The sequence below is a fragment of the Erythrobacter sp. JB1-15 genome, from assembly GCF_057365035.1.
In genome coordinates, this window is sequence record NZ_CP200295.1 from 984,646 (window position 1) to 1,000,688 (window position 16,043).

Consider the following 16,043-nt stretch of genomic DNA (forward strand, 5'->3'; position numbering starts at 1 on the left):
TTTCAGCTTTACCAATGGCGGATGCGACCCCTCAGATGCGCGTGAATTGTTTCAATCGCGTGTTCTAGGTGTGGTTCAGGGATGCGGGCCGGCCTCGTCGTCTTGATTGCTTGCAATGTCCGCGCCTGTATCGGGCAGCTCGCTCAAAAGCAGATCGCGCGCATCATTGGCATCATGGACTTGCGCATTGCTGCCGCCCTTATCCGGATGGACCATCGCGACCAGCCGTTTATGCGCGGCTTTGATATCGGCGCGGCTGGCGCCCTGCTCTACGCCCAGCAATTTGCGCGCGTTAAAGATCGCCTGTGAACGGGTCGGCTTGCCCATCAGACCCGCCCACGGCCATTGACCCAGCGCATAACGATAGACGAACACCGCCAGGCCCAGCAGAATTGCGAATTTTACCATGCGCTTATGCTAGCTCCATTTCATCAGCGCTGCGAGAAAATTCGGGCAATTTCAGCTGAAGCAGCAGCGCGCGCAATTCCTGCCGCGCGATCAGATGGCTGGTGCCCAGTTCGCCCAGATGCTTTTTATCAAGCAGCGTGAGGCCCGATGGAAACAGCTCGCGGTAAATCACGCGTTCGGACAAACCCTTGGTCACGCGAAAACCGACGCGCTGCGACATTTCTTTCAAAGCCCGCTCAATCCGGCCCTGGTTGCGCGCCTCGACATGGCCGGTGCGGTTGCGCACGACGATCCAGTCCATTTCGGGCCGCTCGTTTTTAAGCGTCACTTTGCTGCGCGTCATCCGCGCTTCCCATACCAGCTCAGCAAAAAAGGAGAGCTTTTTCACTTTGAATGTTTCCCCATCGACCTGCCCGATCAGATCGAAATCGACAAAACTGTCATTCAGCGGAGTAACCAGCGTATCGGCGTTTTCCACCGCCAGCCGGGCGAGCGGATCATCGCGGCCCGGATTGTCGATGATGAGAAAGTCGCAATCCTGCTCCAACCGCTCAATCGCGGCGAGCAGGCCTTCTTTGCTGCCGCCTGCATAAACCTCGGCGGCAGGCGTGGGCAGATCAAGCCCGCGCCGGTTCATCGTCGTCACCCGGTTTTCGAGATAGCGAAACGTCGTGCGCTGGCGCGGATCAAGATCGAGCATGGTGACGCGCGCACCTTTGTAAGCGAGCGCGACCGCCACATGCACCGCCGTAGTGGATTTGCCCGTGCCGCCTTTTTCATTGGCGAACACGATCCTGTGGGCGGTGTTTGAAGCCGCGGTTTCCACGGCGGCTGCATGAGGCGTTGGAGCGGACCCGGTTTTCATCATTGTATAAACTCCGCTCAAAGGAATGTTGGTGTGCCAGCTTGTGAAGCAAGGCGGCGCTCGGTTAGAAGCATCTGGCATTTTATCCAAGGGGAGGGCCGGGTGCAAACTGCACATAAACTGGATGTGTTGAGAACGCAGATTGGCGCGCTGCGCGGCAAGGCAGGACAAACAGGGAAAAGCGGGCGCTCCACTATTGGTCTGGTGCCGACTATGGGCGCTTTGCATGATGGGCATTTAACTCTGGTGCGCCGAGCGCGTGAGGCCTGCGATCATGTCGCGGTATCCATCTTTGTGAACCCCACGCAATTTGGCCCGAATGAAGACCTCGATGCCTATCCGCGCCAATTGGCAGAAGACGCCGCCATGCTGGAGGCGGAAGGATGCGCATTGTTGTGGGCACCCGAACCCGGCGCAATGTATCCCGGCGGCGCAGCCAATTTCGCGACCAGCATTTCGGTTTCCGGCGTATCAGACGGGCTGTGCGGCGCAGATCGGCCCGGCCATTTCGATGGGGTGGCAACGGTGGTTTGCAAATTGTTCAATCAAGTGCAGCCCGACATGGCCTTTTTTGGCGAGAAGGATTTTCAGCAGCTCGCCGTGATCCGCACCATGGCCCGCGATCTTGATCTCACTTTGCCCCATGCAGACCAGATCATGGGTGTTCCCACCGTGCGCGAGGCGGATGGCCTCGCCATGTCGAGCCGCAATCGGTATTTGTCAGACACCGACCGGGCAGCCGCAGCCGCTTTGCCCCGCGCAATGAAGGCGGCCATTTCGGATATGGAAAGCGGCGGCGATGTGGCCCGTGCGCTCACCCAATTGCAGCAGGCATTGGTAGAGGCTGGTTTTGCGAGTGTCGACTATGCCGTGCTGGCGGATGCCGCATCGCTTGCACCGATGGGCACCCTTTCCCACGCGCCCGCCCGCCTGCTGGTCGCCGCACGCATTGGCGCAACGCGTCTGATTGATAATATGGCGGTGGGTTGAGGGTCTACATTGAGGTCGCGGCGTCCGCCGCCGTCACCCGGCACGGCAATTGGACAAACCTCATCGTTGACGAAACCGCTTAAATCATGCCAATGGCGCTGCCTACCACGGTCGCGGGTATAGCATAGTGGTAATGCTCCAGCCTTCCAAGCTGGCTAGGGGGGTTCGATTCCCCCTACCCGCTCCACCGCGTTGCCAGTCCGGGCTTCGCTCACCACCCCTTTCGAGATGCAACGTGCCCTTTATGGGCCGCAAGACATGCTTTGGTTGATGGCCGAAAAGCGGGGTTGTTTTGTGCGGTGCAACGTCTAGCTGCACTGGAATGCGCACACTCACACATCTTGAACGCCTCGAAGCCGAGAGCATTCACATTTTTCGCGAAGTCGTGGCTGAAGCTGAAAAGCCGGTTATGCTTTATTCGGTCGGCAAGGATTCGTCCGTCATGCTGCATCTGGCACGCAAGGCGTTCTATCCCTCGCCGCCGCCTTTCCCCATGCTGCACGTTGCATCGGGTTGGGATTTTCAGGACCTGCTCGATCACCGCGACAAGACAGTCAAAGAATACAATCTTGAATTGATCGTTTCGCAAAACGAAGACGCGGAAGAACAAGGCATCAATCCGTTCGACACGGGCAGCGCGCTTTACTCCCAAGCGCAGCTGACCGATCCGTTAAAGCGGGCGCTTACCCAGCACGGTTTCGATGCGGCCTTTGGCGGCGGGCGGAGGGATGAGGAAAAAGCGCGCGCGAAAGAGCGTGTGTTTTCGTTCCGCACAGCATCGCACCGCTGGGACCCAAAGAACCAGCGGCCCGAGCTGTGGAACCTCTACAATGCGAAGAAGAACAAGGATGAAAGCATCCGCGTCTTCCCGATCTCGAACTGGACCGAGCTTGATATCTGGCAGTATATTGCGCTGGAAAAGATCGACATTGTTCCGCTTTATCTGTCGCAAAAACGCCCCACGGTGGAGCGCGACGGGCTGATCCTTGTGGTCGATGATGACCGCTTCCGCTTTGAAGAGGGCGAAAAGCCGGTTGAGCGCTCGGTCCGTTTCCGCACTCTGGGCTGCTATCCGCTGACGGGTGCGACGGAAAGCGATGCGACCGATATGAACCTCATCATTCAGGAAATGCTGCTGGCCACTGGCTCTGAACGTCAGGGCCGCGCGATTGACAAGGGGCAGTCCGCCTCGATGGAAGACAAGAAACAAGAGGGGTATTTCTAATGACCACTCAAGATTCCAGCTTCCAGGTCGACAGCCTCATCGCAGAGGATATCGACGCCTATCTTGATCAGCATCAGCACAAGAGCCTGCTGCGCTTCATCACATGCGGCAGCGTGGATGATGGCAAATCGACCCTGATCGGGCGGCTGCTCTACGATTCCAAAATGATCTTCGAAGATCAGCTCGCCAATCTTGAAGCGGACAGCAAGAAAGTCGGCACACAAGGCGAAGAGATTGACTTTGCGCTGCTGGTCGACGGGCTGGCCGCAGAGCGCGAACAGGGCATCACGATTGATGTTGCCTACCGGTTTTTCACCACTGAAAAGCGCAAATTTATCGTCGCGGACACTCCGGGGCATGAACAATATACGCGCAATATGGTCACCGGCGCATCCACCGCTGACCTGGCCGTTATCCTTGTCGATGCGCGCAAGGGCGTGCTGGTGCAGACGCGGCGGCACTCTTATCTGACGCATCTTTTGGGCATCAAACATCTGGTGCTCGCAGTGAACAAGATGGATCTGGTTGATTACGACCAGGCCACTTTTGACGCCATCGTCGACGATTACCGCGCCTTTGCCAAAGAGGTCGGGATCGAAGATTTCACCGCTATCCCGCTTTCCGGGTTCAAGGGTGACAACATCACCACCGCACCGTCTGCGAACACGCCGTGGTATGGCGGCCCTTCGCTGATCGAGCATCTTGAGACGGTCAAACTGGCCAACGAAGCCGCTCAATCGCGGTCTTTCCGCATGCCAGTGCAATGGGTGAACCGGCCCAATCTCGATTTCCGCGGCTTTGCCGGGCAAATCTCTAGCGGCACAATCAAACCGGGTGACGGCGTGCGCATTGTGCCTGCGGGCAAGACCAGCACGGTCAAAACCATTGAGACCTTTGACGGACAGCTGGACGAAGCCGTCGCCGGGCAATCGGTAACGATCACTCTCAATGACGAGGTGGATTGCAGCCGGGGCGACGTAATCGCCGCTGCCGATGATCCGCCAGAGGCTTCCGATCAATTCTCTGCAACCATCGTCTGGATGGATGAAACCGCGATGAAGCCGGGGCGCGGATATTGGATGAAGCTGGGCAGCCAGATGGTCACCGCGACCGTGCAGCCGCCCAAGCACGAAGTGGATGTGAACACGTTCGATCACCTCGCGGCCAAAACGCTTGAGCTCAATTCCATTGGCGTGTGCGAATTTTCGACCGACAAACCGATCACATTTGAACCCTATGACACCTCGCGTGCGCTTGGCGGGTTCATTCTGATCGACAAGTTCACCAACGCCACTGTTGGCGCTGGCATGATCGATTTCTCGCTTCGCCGGGCGCAAAACGTGCATTGGCAGCCGACTTCAACATCACGCGAAGAACATGCGCTGATGAAGAACCAGACCCCGCGTGTCCTGTGGTTCACCGGGCTTTCGGGTTCGGGTAAATCGACGATTGCCAATGAGGTGGAAAAACAGCTGGCGATCATGAACCGCCACACCTTCCTGCTCGATGGCGACAATGTGCGTCACGGCCTGAACAAGGATCTTGGCTTTACCGAGACTGATCGGATCGAGAATATCCGCCGGATTGGCGAAGTGGCCAAGTTGATGACAGATGCGGGGTTGATCGTGCTCACCGCGTTTATCTCGCCTTTCCGGGCAGAGCGGCAGATGGTGCGCGATATGCTGGGCGATGCTGAGTTTATCGAGATTTTCGTCGATACGCCGCTGGATGTTGCGGAAAAACGCGATGTGAAAGGGCTTTATAAGAAGGCGCGGGCCGGTGAGCTTAAAAACTTCACCGGGATCGACAGCCCGTATGAAGCGCCCGAAAACGCGGAAATTACCGTGAACACGGTCGATATGACCCCGGTTGAGGCAGCGGAATATATCATCAAACAGATCCTGCCGCTGAAATGAGCGAGCCGATGAACTCAGCCGCCGATATGACCGACGCGCAGCTTGCGGCGCATCTTGCCGAAGTGGCGGGCCGGATCCTGCTCGATGTGCGCAGCTCGGGCATGTTTGAAGGCAAAGCTTTGGGCAAAGCTGGCGATGCGACCGCGAATGAGTTTTTGTGCCACGCTCTGCGCGCTGCGCGCCCGGATGATGGGCTTTTGTCCGAAGAGGAAAAGGACGATACCGCGCGCTGCTCGATGAGCCGGGTGTGGATTGTCGATCCGGTCGATGGCACCCGCGAATATGGCGAGCAGCGGTCTGATTGGGCAGTGCATGTCGGGCTGGCGATTGATGGCGCTGCGCATACGGGCGCGGTCGCATTGCCGGGTCTGGACGGGGGCACCATCCTTCGGACGGATCAGATAACAGACCTTAAACCCGCAGCCGATGCGCCGCGCTTCCTGGTCAGCCGCACGCGCCCCGCCAAAGAAGCGGTCGCGGTGAGCGAGGCCATGGGCGGCGAACTGGTCGGCATGGGCAGCGCGGGCGCAAAGGCAATGGCTGTGGTGCGCGGCGAGGCTGAGATTTATCTGCATTCGGGCGGACAATATGAATGGGACAGCTGCGCGCCTGTCGCAGTGGCCCAGGCCTTTGGCCTGCATTGCAGCCGGATTGACGGATCACCAATCCGCTATAACCGCGAAGACACGTATCTGCCCGATCTGCTGATTTGCCGCCCCGAATATGCGGACAAGGTATTGGAACTAGTCGCCGCTCTCGACTGACGCGTCGTCGCCGGATGCGGCCTCGGATGGAGGAGGCGCGATTTCGTCTTCGGGCGGGATCAGTATCTCAATTTCCACCCGCCGATTGGCTTTCCTACCCGCTTCATTGGGAGAGCCATCGGGCAAAGCGTTGGGCTGGGCCGGGTTCTGTTCACCGAACACGATCACTTCGATGCGGTCATCCTTCACGCCCTGATCGATCAGCCAACCTGCCACGGCCAGCCCGCGCGCTTCTGATGCGTCTTCATTGGCTTTGTCAGTGCCGGCCGAATCGCTGTGAGCGCGCAATATGATCGGCCCGCCAAATTCGATCTGCGGGGAAGCAATCACCTTTTCCAGCTCTGCCACCGCATCCGCATCAAGCGCTTCATCGCCATCGGGAAATCCGATGGTCACTTTAAGCGGATCAAATGTCTCGGCCCGCTCCTCGGGCGTCGAAACCTCGGACCGCAGGATCGACACGGCGCCGGTTTCCTCGGCCTCTGGTGCGGTCTGATCGGAACCGGCACGTTGGTCGGCATCCGAAGCGCGGCGCTGATCGCACGCCGAAACGGCCAGCAAAGCGGTCAAAACAAAAGCGGTTGATGCAGATTTCATCATGGGCTGGCGAGTGTCCTTTGGTGCCATTTTATGCGGTTTGTGCGCCCGATGCGGCGCTGCTGCCCGGTTTTGGATCGGGTTTTTCGGCGGGTTTGCCCTCGGGGTTTTTCAACTGCGGCGGCAAGAATGAGATGATGGTATCGCCCGCGCGCGGTTCGGGCCTTGCGGCATGGGTGAAGAAGCGCAAAGCGCCATCAGCGCGCACCAGCAACAGCATATTGGCGCTGTCTGGCAGTTTTTCCTGCGCTTGTTCAAAATCGAACTCTTCAGACAGTTTGGTCTTGCGGAAAACCCATCCTGCCAATTGGCGATCATTCACATCGTTGACGCCAAAGCCGCTCTCAAACAAAGCGCGCCCGCGAATGCTCATTGGCAGTGCGTGGCGGTCTTCTTCGTCCGCGCTTTCGCCCAATTGATAGACGCTGTCGCGGCCGATTTCATGCGCAAATTCATTGCAGACCAGCGCATTATACGCCTCGTTATCGGTGGCAGCGACAAGCACTTGAAAAGGCGAGAGATCCAAATTGTGTTCGGTTGCCTCGTTCAGGATTTCGCCGTGATAAAATGGCAGCCCCTCGCGCCTCGCAGCGCCCAGTTTCTGCCACGAGGAATCGACCACCATGACAGGCGTTTTGAGCGCTTTCATTTCCTGAGCCAGAGCGATTGTCCAAGGCGTGGAGCCCACGATCAGCAGGCCGGGCCGCGATGTGCCTTTCACGCCGAGCCAGCGCGCAACAGGTTCGATGGTAAAGCCATGCGCAATCACCGTGATGACCACCACGGCAAAGCTGAGCGCGGTGAGCAATTGCCCGCCTTCAATGCCAAGATCACCCAAACGCAGCGCGAACAGGCCCGAAATTGCAACCAGCACAATACCGCGCGGCGCGATCCAGGCGACAAACAACCGCTCATTCCACGGGACATTGGTGCCAATGAGGCTGATGAGGACTGTTGCAGGGCGGACAAGGAACAGCAGCGCAAGCAGGAAAGCGAGCAGACGCTGCCCCACTTCTTCGCGCGGGTCGAGATAGGCCAATTCCTCCCATTTGAGCGAAGAGGCAAGCAGGATGAAAATGCCCGATACCAGCAGGATCGCGATGTTTTCCTTGAACGGATGAATAGACCGGATGCTGGCGACATCCCGGTTGGCCAGCGTGATACCCATCACTGTCACGGCAACAAGGCCCGCTTCGTGCTCGATCGCATTGGTCGCCACAAACACCGCGATGACCATGGTGAACAGGACGGGGACTTTAAGAAATTCAGGGATAGCCCCGCGCGGGAACAGATAGACCACCAGACGCGCTGCGGCATAACCCACCAGCCCTGCGAGGATCGCCGCGATGATAAGCGGGGGGACCACTTCAAAGATCGACGCTTCGGGGAAATCCTGCCGTCTGCGGAAGAACTCATAGGCGATAACCGCGCACAATGCGCCGGTCGGATCGTTGACGATCCCTTCCCATTTGAGGATCGAATTGGGCCGGGTTTGGATATTCGATTGACGCAGCAGCGGGATCACCACCGTTGGCCCTGTCACAATCAGAATGCCGCCGAACAACACCGCGACGGGGAATTGCAGCCCGGCAATGTAATAACACGCCGCAGCGCCCAGCGCCCAGCCGACGGCGACCCCGATGGTCGCCAATCGCCACACCGCGCTGCCTGAATGTTTGAGCTCTCTTAGATCAAGGCTTAATCCCCCTTCGAACAGGATCAGCGCCACGCCGACGCTGATCATCGGTTCGAGCACGTCTCCAAAAGCGATAGTGGGATCGATCAGGCCTGTGACAGGCCCGGCAAGAAAGCCAGCGGCCAGCATCAGGACAATCGCGGGATAGCCAGTGCGCCAGGCGATCCATTGCGCGCCAATACCCAGCGCGCCCACAGTCGCGATCACAAGTGCCTGGCTTTCCATCTAAGGTGTTTGCGCTTTCACAAAGGACCAATGATCGGCGAGTGCACATAGTTCCAAGGCGTCGTTCATCACGCCCACTCAATCGCCCTCGAACTGCATCAGGATTTCAACCTCAAGCCCATCTTCGCGCAGTTTTTGCGCGCCGCCCAGATCGGGCAAGTCGATCACAAACACGGCATGGCTGACCTTTGCGCCTGCATCGCGCAGCAATTGCGCGGCCGCAATCGCGGTGCCGCCCGTGGCGATCAGATCATCGACGATCACGACACGCTCGCCGTTATTCACAGCGCCGGGGTCCATTTCCAGCCGGTCTGTCCCGTATTCGAGCGCGTAATCCACTCCGATGGTTTTGACAGGCAGCTTGCCCGGCTTTCGCACCGGGACAAAGCCCACGCCCAGCGCGACAGCAACCGCTGCGCCAAAGATAAAGCCGCGCGCTTCCATCCCGGCGATCTTCTGCGCGCCCGCCGCTTTCGCGCGCTGCGCCAGCAGATCGACGCTCGCGGCGAAACCTTGGGGGTGGCCGATCAGCGTGGTGATATCGCGGAACTGGATACCGGGCTCGGGGAAATCGGGCACGGTTCGGATCAGCGATTTGAGGTCATCGGGGACAAGCTGCGGCGCGCTCATAGATATCCTTCAAATTGGCCAGTTCGGCAGGACGCAGTCTGCGCCCACGCACCAGCCCGCCCCACAAAGCAGAGCGCCCCACCATCTGCAAGCAGAGGATGAGGCGCCCGGATAGAAGACCAAGTTTTACAGGAGTGAGATCAGGCTTTTTTCTTCTTCGGCTTCGCGCCGGCCCAGATCTGTTTGTACGACATAAACGCAAGGAACGTCGCAAAGGCGAGGAAGCCAATGACAAACCAACCCGTTTGCTTGCGCGCAATCAGCGACGGTTCTGCGGTCCATGTAAGGAACGCGGTGACGTCTTGCGCCATTTGTTCAACCGTGGCTTCTTTGCCGTCTGCATAGGTGATCAGATCGGGGTAAAGCTGCGGCGGCATCGCGATGTTTACGTTGTAAAAATACTCGTTGAAATAGAGGCCCGATGGCGTTTCAAAATCAGGCGATTTCGCCACGTCCTCGGGATCAGGCTCGTTGTAACCCTGCATCAACGAATAGACATAGTTCACCCCATCAGGGCGCGCTTTGGTAATCAGCGACAAGTCCGGCGGCAGAGCGTTGTTGTTGGAAATGCGCGCCTGTACGTCATTCGCGTAGGGCGACGGGAAATGGTCGGTCGGCTCTGCCGGGCGCAAAGCTTCCTCGCCGGTTTCCGGGTTAATGCCGGGAACGTTCCAGGTGGCCGCCTCTGCACGGACTTCGGCATCGGTGTACCCAAGCTGTTCAAGATTGCGGAACGCGACATATTTCAGGCTGTGACAGGCCGAGCAGACCTCTTTGTAAACCTGATAGCCGCGCTGCAATTGCGCCACGTCCCATTTGCCCAATGGCCCATCGAAAGAGAACCCACCCTGAGGCGAGATATTGTCTTCCTGAAAAGCGTAGTAATTCGGCTTTTCCGGGGTCGAATATTTGAGCGTATCCGGGACCAGGGACCAGAACACCAGAATACCGGTGAGGACCAGGCCGAAAAGAATGGCTCCAAGGCGGATTGTCATGACCGAACTCTTTCTAATTATCGGATCAAATGGATAGAGCGTGCGCGCTTATTCAGCCGGTTGCAGTTCGCCGCCGGGCAGATCGCCCGCAGGCTTGCCAGCGGCAGCCGGTGTCCCACCAGAACCTGTCCCACCGGAACCCGGCTTGTCATTGTCAGAACCCAACACCGCTTCGGTGATGGAAAATGGCAATGGCTTGGGTATCTCGATCTGACTGATGATCGGCAGGATCACGAGGAAGTGCAGGAAGTAATACGCGGTGAAGATCTGGCTGAGCAGAACGTAAGGCTGTTCCGCCGCCGCGCCGCCGCAATAGGTCAGCACAGCCATGGTCGGGATCAGGCCGAACCAGAAGAACTTCTTGAACAGCGGACGGTAGGACCCCGAACGCACCGGGCTTTTGTCGAGCCATGGCAGGAAGAACCACACAAGGATCGAACCGAACATGCCGATCACGCCCAACAGCTTAGCCTCAATCAGAACGATGCCGGTGAACGGGATCACCAGATCGCCGGTAAAGGCGCGCAGGATCGCGTAGAACGGCAGGAAGTACCATTCGGGTACGATGTGTGCGGGCGTCGAAAGCGGGTTCGCCTCGATATAGTTATCCGGGTGACCCAGCACGTTGGGCAGGAAGAACACGAAGAACGAGAAGATGATCAGAACCAGCCCCAAGAACCAGCCGTCTTTAGCGGTGTAATAGGGATGGAAAGGCACCGTATCGCTTTGCTTTTTCACTTCAACGCCCGTGGGGTTGGATGATCCGGGAATGTGCAGCGCCCAGATGTGGAGAATAACCACACCGGCAATCACAAAGGGAAGCAGGAAGTGCAGCGAGAAGAAGCGATTGAGCGTGGAATCGTTGGGAGCGTATCCGCCAACCAGCCAGATTTGCAGCGGCTCACCAATGAACGGGATCGCGCCAAACAGGCCGGTGATCACTTTTGCACCCCAAAAGCTCATCTGACCCCAGGGAAGGACATAGCCCATGAATGCGGTTGCCATCATCAACAGGAAAATGACCACGCCCAAAAGCCAGATCATTTCGCGCGGGGCTTTGTAAGATGAATAATACAGGCCGCGGAAAATGTGCAGATAGATGACGATGAAAAAGAAGCTGGCGCCGTTGGCATGCGCATATCGCATCGCCCAGCCGTAATTCACATTGCGCATGATGTGCTCAACCTGAGCAAAGGCAACGCCGGTATTTGACGCATAATGCATCGCGAGAATAACGCCGGTGATGATCTGCACCATCAGGAAGAACCCGGCGAGCACGCCGAAATTCCACATATAGTTGAGATTACGCGGCACCGGATAGCCAGCGCCAATGGCGTTATAGACCATGCGCGGCAGCGGCAATTTTTCGTCAATCCACTGTGTGAAAGCCGATTTTGGTTCGTACTGTTTTGCCCAGGCGAAACTCATGACGTTCTCTCAACTAAAATTCTTGGCACGATAGCGTGGTAATATACGTTGGCTTAGCCGACCCGGATGACGGTTTCGGACGTAAATTCGTATTCGGGAACTTGCAGATTGGTTGGCGCAGGCCCTTTGCGGATGCGGCCAGCCGTGTCGTAGTGCGATCCGTGGCAAGGGCAGTAATAGCCGCCAAATTCGCCTTTATTCTCGCCATCAGCAGCGCCCAGCGGCACGCAGCCGAGATGAGTGCACACGCCCATAGTGACGAGCATGTCTTCATTGCCCTCTTTGGTGCGCTCAGCCAGGGTTTGCGGATCGTTGAGCGAGCCGACATCGACCTGGTTGGCTTCGGCGACTTCTTCAGCGGTCAGTTTGCGAATGAACAAAGGCTGCCCGCGAAAGACAGCCTTGATTGCCTGACCCGGTTGGACCGAGGCGACATCGACAATGGTGGTGGATGCGGCGAGCACATCTGCGGTTGGGGCCATTTGCGCTGCCAGCGGGAAGACCACAGCCGCCCCGCCCACACCTGCGGTGCTGACCGCGGCAATGTGGATCCAGTCGCGGCGGCGCACGCCGTCTTCTGCGTTGAGACTTGCTTCAGGCGCTGTTGCCACGCCGTCGATATCAGCCATCGCTTTAATATCCTGCTCGTTTAGCCGCACTCGCGCATCGCCAGTGCGTTCAATCCATTGTTCAACACTGCTTTGCCGAAAAGCCTTGCGTTAATCCCCGGCAACCAAGAAATCCGCGTAAATGCGTTGTTTCGTAGTTGCGCGCAGGGCGCATAGCCAACTCGCTCGATAAATCCAACAGTGTTTTAAGCATCCCCTGTTCGCTTGCGCGCAAGAATGTCTGCCCTGTTTCAGCTGATCGCGATCAAACTGATCTGGCGTCCATACCCCGGTTCGGCGGCAAAAGATGCTCGTCTGTACGAGTGGTAACGCTCGGCCTGTGCAAAAGTATCCCGTGCGATGTCATGAATCTTCGAAATCCCTGATTTTGCGAGAATTTTAGCAGTGTATCCGGGCAAATCGAACAGCCATCTGGCAGTGTTATCGCGCATGGGTGCGGGTTTGAAATGCGCATCATCGCCGGGGGTAAAATGCGCGCGGAAAGGCGCATCCACCTCGTAACTCGCCTGCGCGATGGTTGGTCCAATAGCGGCTGCGATTTGCGTGCGTTTTGCTCCCAAAGCTTCCATCGCAGCGATGGTGTTTTCCAAAACGCCCCCATGCGCGCCGCGCCATCCGGCATGGGCCGCGCCCACAATACCCGCTTGCGAATCGGCAAACAGGACCGGCGCGCAATCGGCGGTGACAATTCCGATGGCGATGCCCGGCACCGCAGTAACAAGCGCATCTGCCACCGGGCGGCCTTCTGGGTCATCGGCCCAAGGCTTGGTCACTGTGACAACATCGGGCGAATGGACCTGATGCGGCATGGCGATCTGGCTTTGCGGCGCGGTGGCGTGCGCGGCGGCCAAGCGCAGCTTCGCGATCTTGGCCGGATCGCCCGGCCCGCCATAGCCAAACTGATGCGCGCCGCCGCCCGATCCGAAAAATCCGTGCGGCACATCGCCCAACGCTGGCGAACGTTCAATATCAAACTCAACCATCAAGCGAACGCGAAACCTGCTCAAATGTATCGCGCGACAGATTGTCCGCCGCAGCAATCCGTTCCAGCTCTCCCTTCATCAGCGCGGCCCGGCCCGGCTCTAACCGCCGCCATTTGCCAAGCGGGGACACAAACCGGGCTGCGGTTTGCGGATTGATCGGGTCCAGCGCCAGGATCACATCGGCAATCATCCGATAACCAGCGCCCGATGCATCGTGGAACCCTTTCGGATTGCCTGCAAACGCCATGTAAAGGGAGCGGACGCGGTTCGGATTGCTCATGGTGAAATCGGGGTGGCTGGCGAGCTTTTGGACCTGATCGATCACATCATCGTGCAGCGACAGCGCCTGCAAAGTGAACCATTTGTCGATCACCAGATCATTGCCTTTGAACCGATCATAGAAGCTTGCGAGCCTGGCGGAGCGTTCGGGCACATCAAGACCTGCAAGCACCATCATCGCGCCCTGCCGATCGGTCATGTTGTCAGCACTGTCATACTGCCGCGCGGCAAGCTGGCCTGCAAATTGAGGATCGCTTGCGGCGAGATAGACGAGAGCCTGCGTCTTGACCTTGCGCGCGCCGCGCCCGGCTGGATCGGTGAAAGCGGTGGTCTCACACCGCCCGTAAAGCTCGCCCAATTCGCTGGCACACGCGGCGGCGATGGCAGCTTTCAATGTCTGGCGCGCAGTGTGGATCGCGCCCGGATCAGCCTTGCGCGTGCCTGCCGCCATAGCTTCAAACAGATAGGTTTCGCTTGGCAGCATCATCAGCTCGCCGCGCATGGCATCGTCCAGCGCCTCATCGGTCAGGATCGCGCGGAAAGCCTCGATAATGGCCGCCTCGCTTTCGGCATTGGCCGCGCCCTCAGCCGCCTCAATCAGATGCGCTACGGCGAGTTCCTGCATCGCTTCATAGCGGGCGAAGGGATCATCATCATGACCTGCCAGAAACACCAGATCATCCCGCGCCAATTCGCGCGACACGGTGATGGGCGCGGTAAAGCCGCGATTGATGGATAAGACCGGATCAGGCCCGGCAAGCGGCAGATCAAACGACTGCTCTGCCTCGTTCAGCACAATCAAACGCTCTTCGCCCAGCGCCCGTGCCTGCCGCGAATGCACAGCCACGCGCAGCGGGATGGGCATGGGGCTTTTGTCTGGCTGACCGGGAGTGGCAGGGACCGTCTGCGAAAGGTGCAGGGTAAGCGTATCGCCTGACACGTCCTGGCGCACCGTAAGCGTGGGAGTGCCCGCCTGACGATACCACAGGCGGAACTGTTCCAGATCAAGCCCCGCGCCGTCTTCGATGGCTTTGATAAAGTCCTCGCAAGTCGCGGCCTCGCCATCGTGGCGGTCGAAATACAGGTCAGTGCCTTTACGGAAGGCCTCTTCGCCCGCCATAGACCGCATCATGCGGATGACCTCGGCGCCTTTATTGTAGACAGTCGCGGTGTAGAAATTGCTGATCTCGCGGTAGCTGTCAGGCCGGATCGGATGCGCCAATGGGCCTGCATCCTCAGGGAATTGCGCGGCGCGCAGGATGCGCACATCCTCTATCCGCTTAACCGCCTGCCCGCGCATATCCTGGCTGAACAATTGATCGCGCAGCACGGTAAAGCCTTCTTTCAGGCTCAATTGAAACCAGTCGCGGCAAGTGATCCGGTTGCCTGACCAATTGTGGAAATATTCGTGCGCGATCACCCCCTCGACGCCGTCAAAATCATCATCGGTCGCCGTGTCAGGATCGGCCAGCACATATTTGGTGTTGAAGACGTTGAGGCCCTTATTCTCCATCGCGCCCATATTGAAATCGGACACGGCCACGATGTTATAAAGATCAAGATCATATTCGCGCCCGAATGTCTCCTCGTCCCATTTCATCGACCGGTGGAGCGATGCGAGCGCGTGATCGGTGCGCTCCAGATCTTCTGCGCGCACCCAGATATTGCATTCCACCTCGCGGCCCGATTGCGTTGTGAACGGGCCGGATTTTGCCACCAGCTGCCCGGCGACCAGCGCGAACAAATAGGATGGCTTGGGCCAGGGATCGTGCCATTCAGCAAAGTGGCGTCCATCTTCCAGATCGCCTTCCGCCGTTTTGTTGCCATTGCACAGCAGAACGGGAAAAGCGCTCCTGTCGCCTTCCATCCGCACCGAATACGTGGACAGCACGTCGGGCCTGTCAGGAAAGAACGTGATCCGCCGGAACCCTTCGGCCTCGCACTGAGTGCACAGCATACCGCCCGACGCATACAGCCCCATCAAAGTGGTGTTCTGATCAGGGCAAATGGTGGTGGTTATGGTAACTTCGTGCGCCGCGCCGGGCAATGTGAGGACAAGGTCAGGCCCATCCATTTCCCAATCATCTGTGGGCGCGCCATCAACTTGCACGCTGTCTGCTGTCAGTCCATCACCGTTCAGGCGCAGTTTGTTTGTAGGCTTGGCAGCTGGATTGCGTGTCAGCGCTAGAGTGGCAGTAACGCGCGTGGATTGAAGACCCAGATCAAAATGCAGTTTGGTCGCCGGCAACAGCCATCCAAAGGGCTGATAATCTTCTCGCAGGATCACCGGCGGCTGCTGCGGACCGCGTGCAGCATCGGCGATTTCGGGGTTGCCTTCGGGGTTTTGCGGTGTTGTTGCGATATCCATGCATGTGGATTTAGGTTGATTTCAGCCCACGTCCAGCGGCACAGC

Annotated in this window: 14 protein-coding genes and 1 tRNA gene; 5 read left to right on the forward strand and 10 right to left on the reverse strand. The window is 58.2% G+C overall.

Annotation, left to right across the window (positions count from 1 at the left end; genetic code table 11):
* Positions 1-75: 75 nt before the first annotated feature.
* Entirely contained in the window at positions 76-408 is a 333-nt protein-coding gene (locus tag AC0V6L_RS04690) for a J domain-containing protein (protein WP_486148656.1), read from the reverse strand.
* Between the two features lie 4 nt (positions 409-412).
* On the reverse strand, positions 413-1,273 hold the full coding sequence (locus tag AC0V6L_RS04695) for a division plane positioning ATPase MipZ (protein ID WP_486151496.1): 861 nt from the start codon (positions 1,271-1,273) through the stop codon (positions 413-415).
* 102 nt (positions 1,274-1,375) lie between these two features.
* Here AC0V6L_RS04695 and panC point away from each other — a divergent pair, with 102 nt between their 5' ends.
* The 5 genes from panC (at position 1,376) to AC0V6L_RS04720 (ending at position 6,168) form a co-directional block, all read left to right on the forward strand.
* Positions 1,376-2,263, forward strand: coding sequence for a pantoate--beta-alanine ligase (gene panC / locus AC0V6L_RS04700; protein WP_486153218.1), 888 nt, complete (start codon positions 1,376-1,378; stop codon positions 2,261-2,263).
* Positions 2,264-2,376: 113 nt separating this feature from the next.
* Positions 2,377-2,450: transfer RNA gene (locus AC0V6L_RS04705), tRNA-Gly, on the forward strand.
* A 135-nt stretch (positions 2,451-2,585) separates the two neighbouring features.
* On the forward strand, positions 2,586-3,488 hold the full coding sequence (gene cysD / locus AC0V6L_RS04710; RefSeq protein ID WP_486153219.1) for a sulfate adenylyltransferase subunit CysD: 903 nt from the start codon (positions 2,586-2,588) through the stop codon (positions 3,486-3,488).
* On the forward strand, positions 3,488-5,404 hold the full coding sequence (cysN, locus tag AC0V6L_RS04715; protein WP_486153220.1) for a sulfate adenylyltransferase subunit CysN: 1,917 nt from the start codon (positions 3,488-3,490) through the stop codon (positions 5,402-5,404). Before cysD ends, cysN begins: the two co-directional genes overlap by 1 nt.
* 26 nt (positions 5,405-5,430) lie before the next feature.
* Positions 5,431-6,168: a 3'(2'),5'-bisphosphate nucleotidase CysQ gene (locus AC0V6L_RS04720; RefSeq protein ID WP_486155045.1), complete on the forward strand. Its 738-nt coding sequence runs from the start codon at positions 5,431-5,433 to the stop codon at positions 6,166-6,168.
* Here the strand turns inward: AC0V6L_RS04720 and AC0V6L_RS04725 are convergent.
* The 8 genes from AC0V6L_RS04725 to pepN all read right to left on the reverse strand — a co-directional run bounded on the left by AC0V6L_RS04725 (position 6,148) and on the right by pepN (position 15,998).
* Positions 6,148-6,768, reverse strand: a complete 621-nt coding sequence (locus tag AC0V6L_RS04725; protein ID WP_486153221.1) for an OmpA family protein — start codon at positions 6,766-6,768, stop codon at positions 6,148-6,150. The two genes, AC0V6L_RS04720 and AC0V6L_RS04725, sit on opposite strands and share 21 nt — an antisense overlap.
* Positions 6,769-6,796: 28 nt before the next feature.
* On the reverse strand, positions 6,797-8,686 hold the full coding sequence (locus tag AC0V6L_RS04730; RefSeq protein WP_486148666.1) for a cation:proton antiporter: 1,890 nt from the start codon (positions 8,684-8,686) through the stop codon (positions 6,797-6,799).
* A 78-nt stretch (positions 8,687-8,764) separates the two neighbouring features.
* The gene (locus AC0V6L_RS04735; protein ID WP_486153222.1) at positions 8,765-9,316 is read right to left on the reverse strand and encodes an adenine phosphoribosyltransferase; all 552 of its coding nucleotides are present in this window, start codon (positions 9,314-9,316) and stop codon (positions 8,765-8,767) included.
* A gap of 140 nt (positions 9,317-9,456) precedes the next feature.
* Complete coding sequence (locus tag AC0V6L_RS04740; protein ID WP_486153223.1) at positions 9,457-10,311, reverse strand: cytochrome c1; 855 nt, start codon at positions 10,309-10,311, stop codon at positions 9,457-9,459.
* 48 nt (positions 10,312-10,359) lie between these two features.
* The gene (locus AC0V6L_RS04745) at positions 10,360-11,739 is read right to left on the reverse strand and encodes a cytochrome b (RefSeq protein WP_486153224.1); all 1,380 of its coding nucleotides are present in this window, start codon (positions 11,737-11,739) and stop codon (positions 10,360-10,362) included.
* Between the two features lie 53 nt (positions 11,740-11,792).
* The gene (petA, locus tag AC0V6L_RS04750; protein ID WP_486153225.1) at positions 11,793-12,368 is read right to left on the reverse strand and encodes a ubiquinol-cytochrome c reductase iron-sulfur subunit; all 576 of its coding nucleotides are present in this window, start codon (positions 12,366-12,368) and stop codon (positions 11,793-11,795) included.
* 230 nt (positions 12,369-12,598) lie between these two features.
* Positions 12,599-13,351, reverse strand: coding sequence for a peptidoglycan editing factor PgeF (gene pgeF / locus AC0V6L_RS04755; RefSeq protein WP_486153226.1), 753 nt, complete (start codon positions 13,349-13,351; stop codon positions 12,599-12,601).
* Positions 13,344-15,998: an aminopeptidase N gene (gene pepN / locus AC0V6L_RS04760; RefSeq protein ID WP_486153227.1), complete on the reverse strand. Its 2,655-nt coding sequence runs from the start codon at positions 15,996-15,998 to the stop codon at positions 13,344-13,346. The genes pgeF and pepN overlap by 8 nt, the downstream gene beginning before the upstream one ends.
* Positions 15,999-16,043 lie beyond the last annotated feature (45 nt).

Coding starts and splice junctions, on each gene's coding strand:
- AC0V6L_RS04690 (WP_486148656.1), bottom strand. CDS start 408: ATGGTAAAATTCGCAATTCTGCTGGGCCTGGCGGTGTTCGTCTATCGT.
- AC0V6L_RS04695 (WP_486151496.1), bottom strand. CDS start 1,273: ATGAAAACCGGGTCCGCTCCAACGCCTCATGCAGCCGCCGTGGAAACC.
- cysD (WP_486153219.1), top strand. CDS start 2,586: ATGCGCACACTCACACATCTTGAACGCCTCGAAGCCGAGAGCATTCAC.
- cysN (WP_486153220.1), top strand. CDS start 3,488: ATGACCACTCAAGATTCCAGCTTCCAGGTCGACAGCCTCATCGCAGAG.
- AC0V6L_RS04720 (WP_486155045.1), top strand. CDS start 5,431: ATGACCGACGCGCAGCTTGCGGCGCATCTTGCCGAAGTGGCGGGCCGG.
- AC0V6L_RS04725 (WP_486153221.1), bottom strand. CDS start 6,768: ATGATGAAATCTGCATCAACCGCTTTTGTTTTGACCGCTTTGCTGGCC.
- AC0V6L_RS04730 (WP_486148666.1), bottom strand. CDS start 8,686: ATGGAAAGCCAGGCACTTGTGATCGCGACTGTGGGCGCGCTGGGTATT.
- AC0V6L_RS04735 (WP_486153222.1), bottom strand. CDS start 9,316: ATGAGCGCGCCGCAGCTTGTCCCCGATGACCTCAAATCGCTGATCCGA.
- AC0V6L_RS04740 (WP_486153223.1), bottom strand. CDS start 10,311: ATGACAATCCGCCTTGGAGCCATTCTTTTCGGCCTGGTCCTCACCGGT.
- AC0V6L_RS04745 (WP_486153224.1), bottom strand. CDS start 11,739: ATGAGTTTCGCCTGGGCAAAACAGTACGAACCAAAATCGGCTTTCACA.
- petA (WP_486153225.1), bottom strand. CDS start 12,368: ATGGCTGATATCGACGGCGTGGCAACAGCGCCTGAAGCAAGTCTCAAC.
- pgeF (WP_486153226.1), bottom strand. CDS start 13,351: ATGGTTGAGTTTGATATTGAACGTTCGCCAGCGTTGGGCGATGTGCCG.
- pepN (WP_486153227.1), bottom strand. CDS start 15,998: ATGGATATCGCAACAACACCGCAAAACCCCGAAGGCAACCCCGAAATC.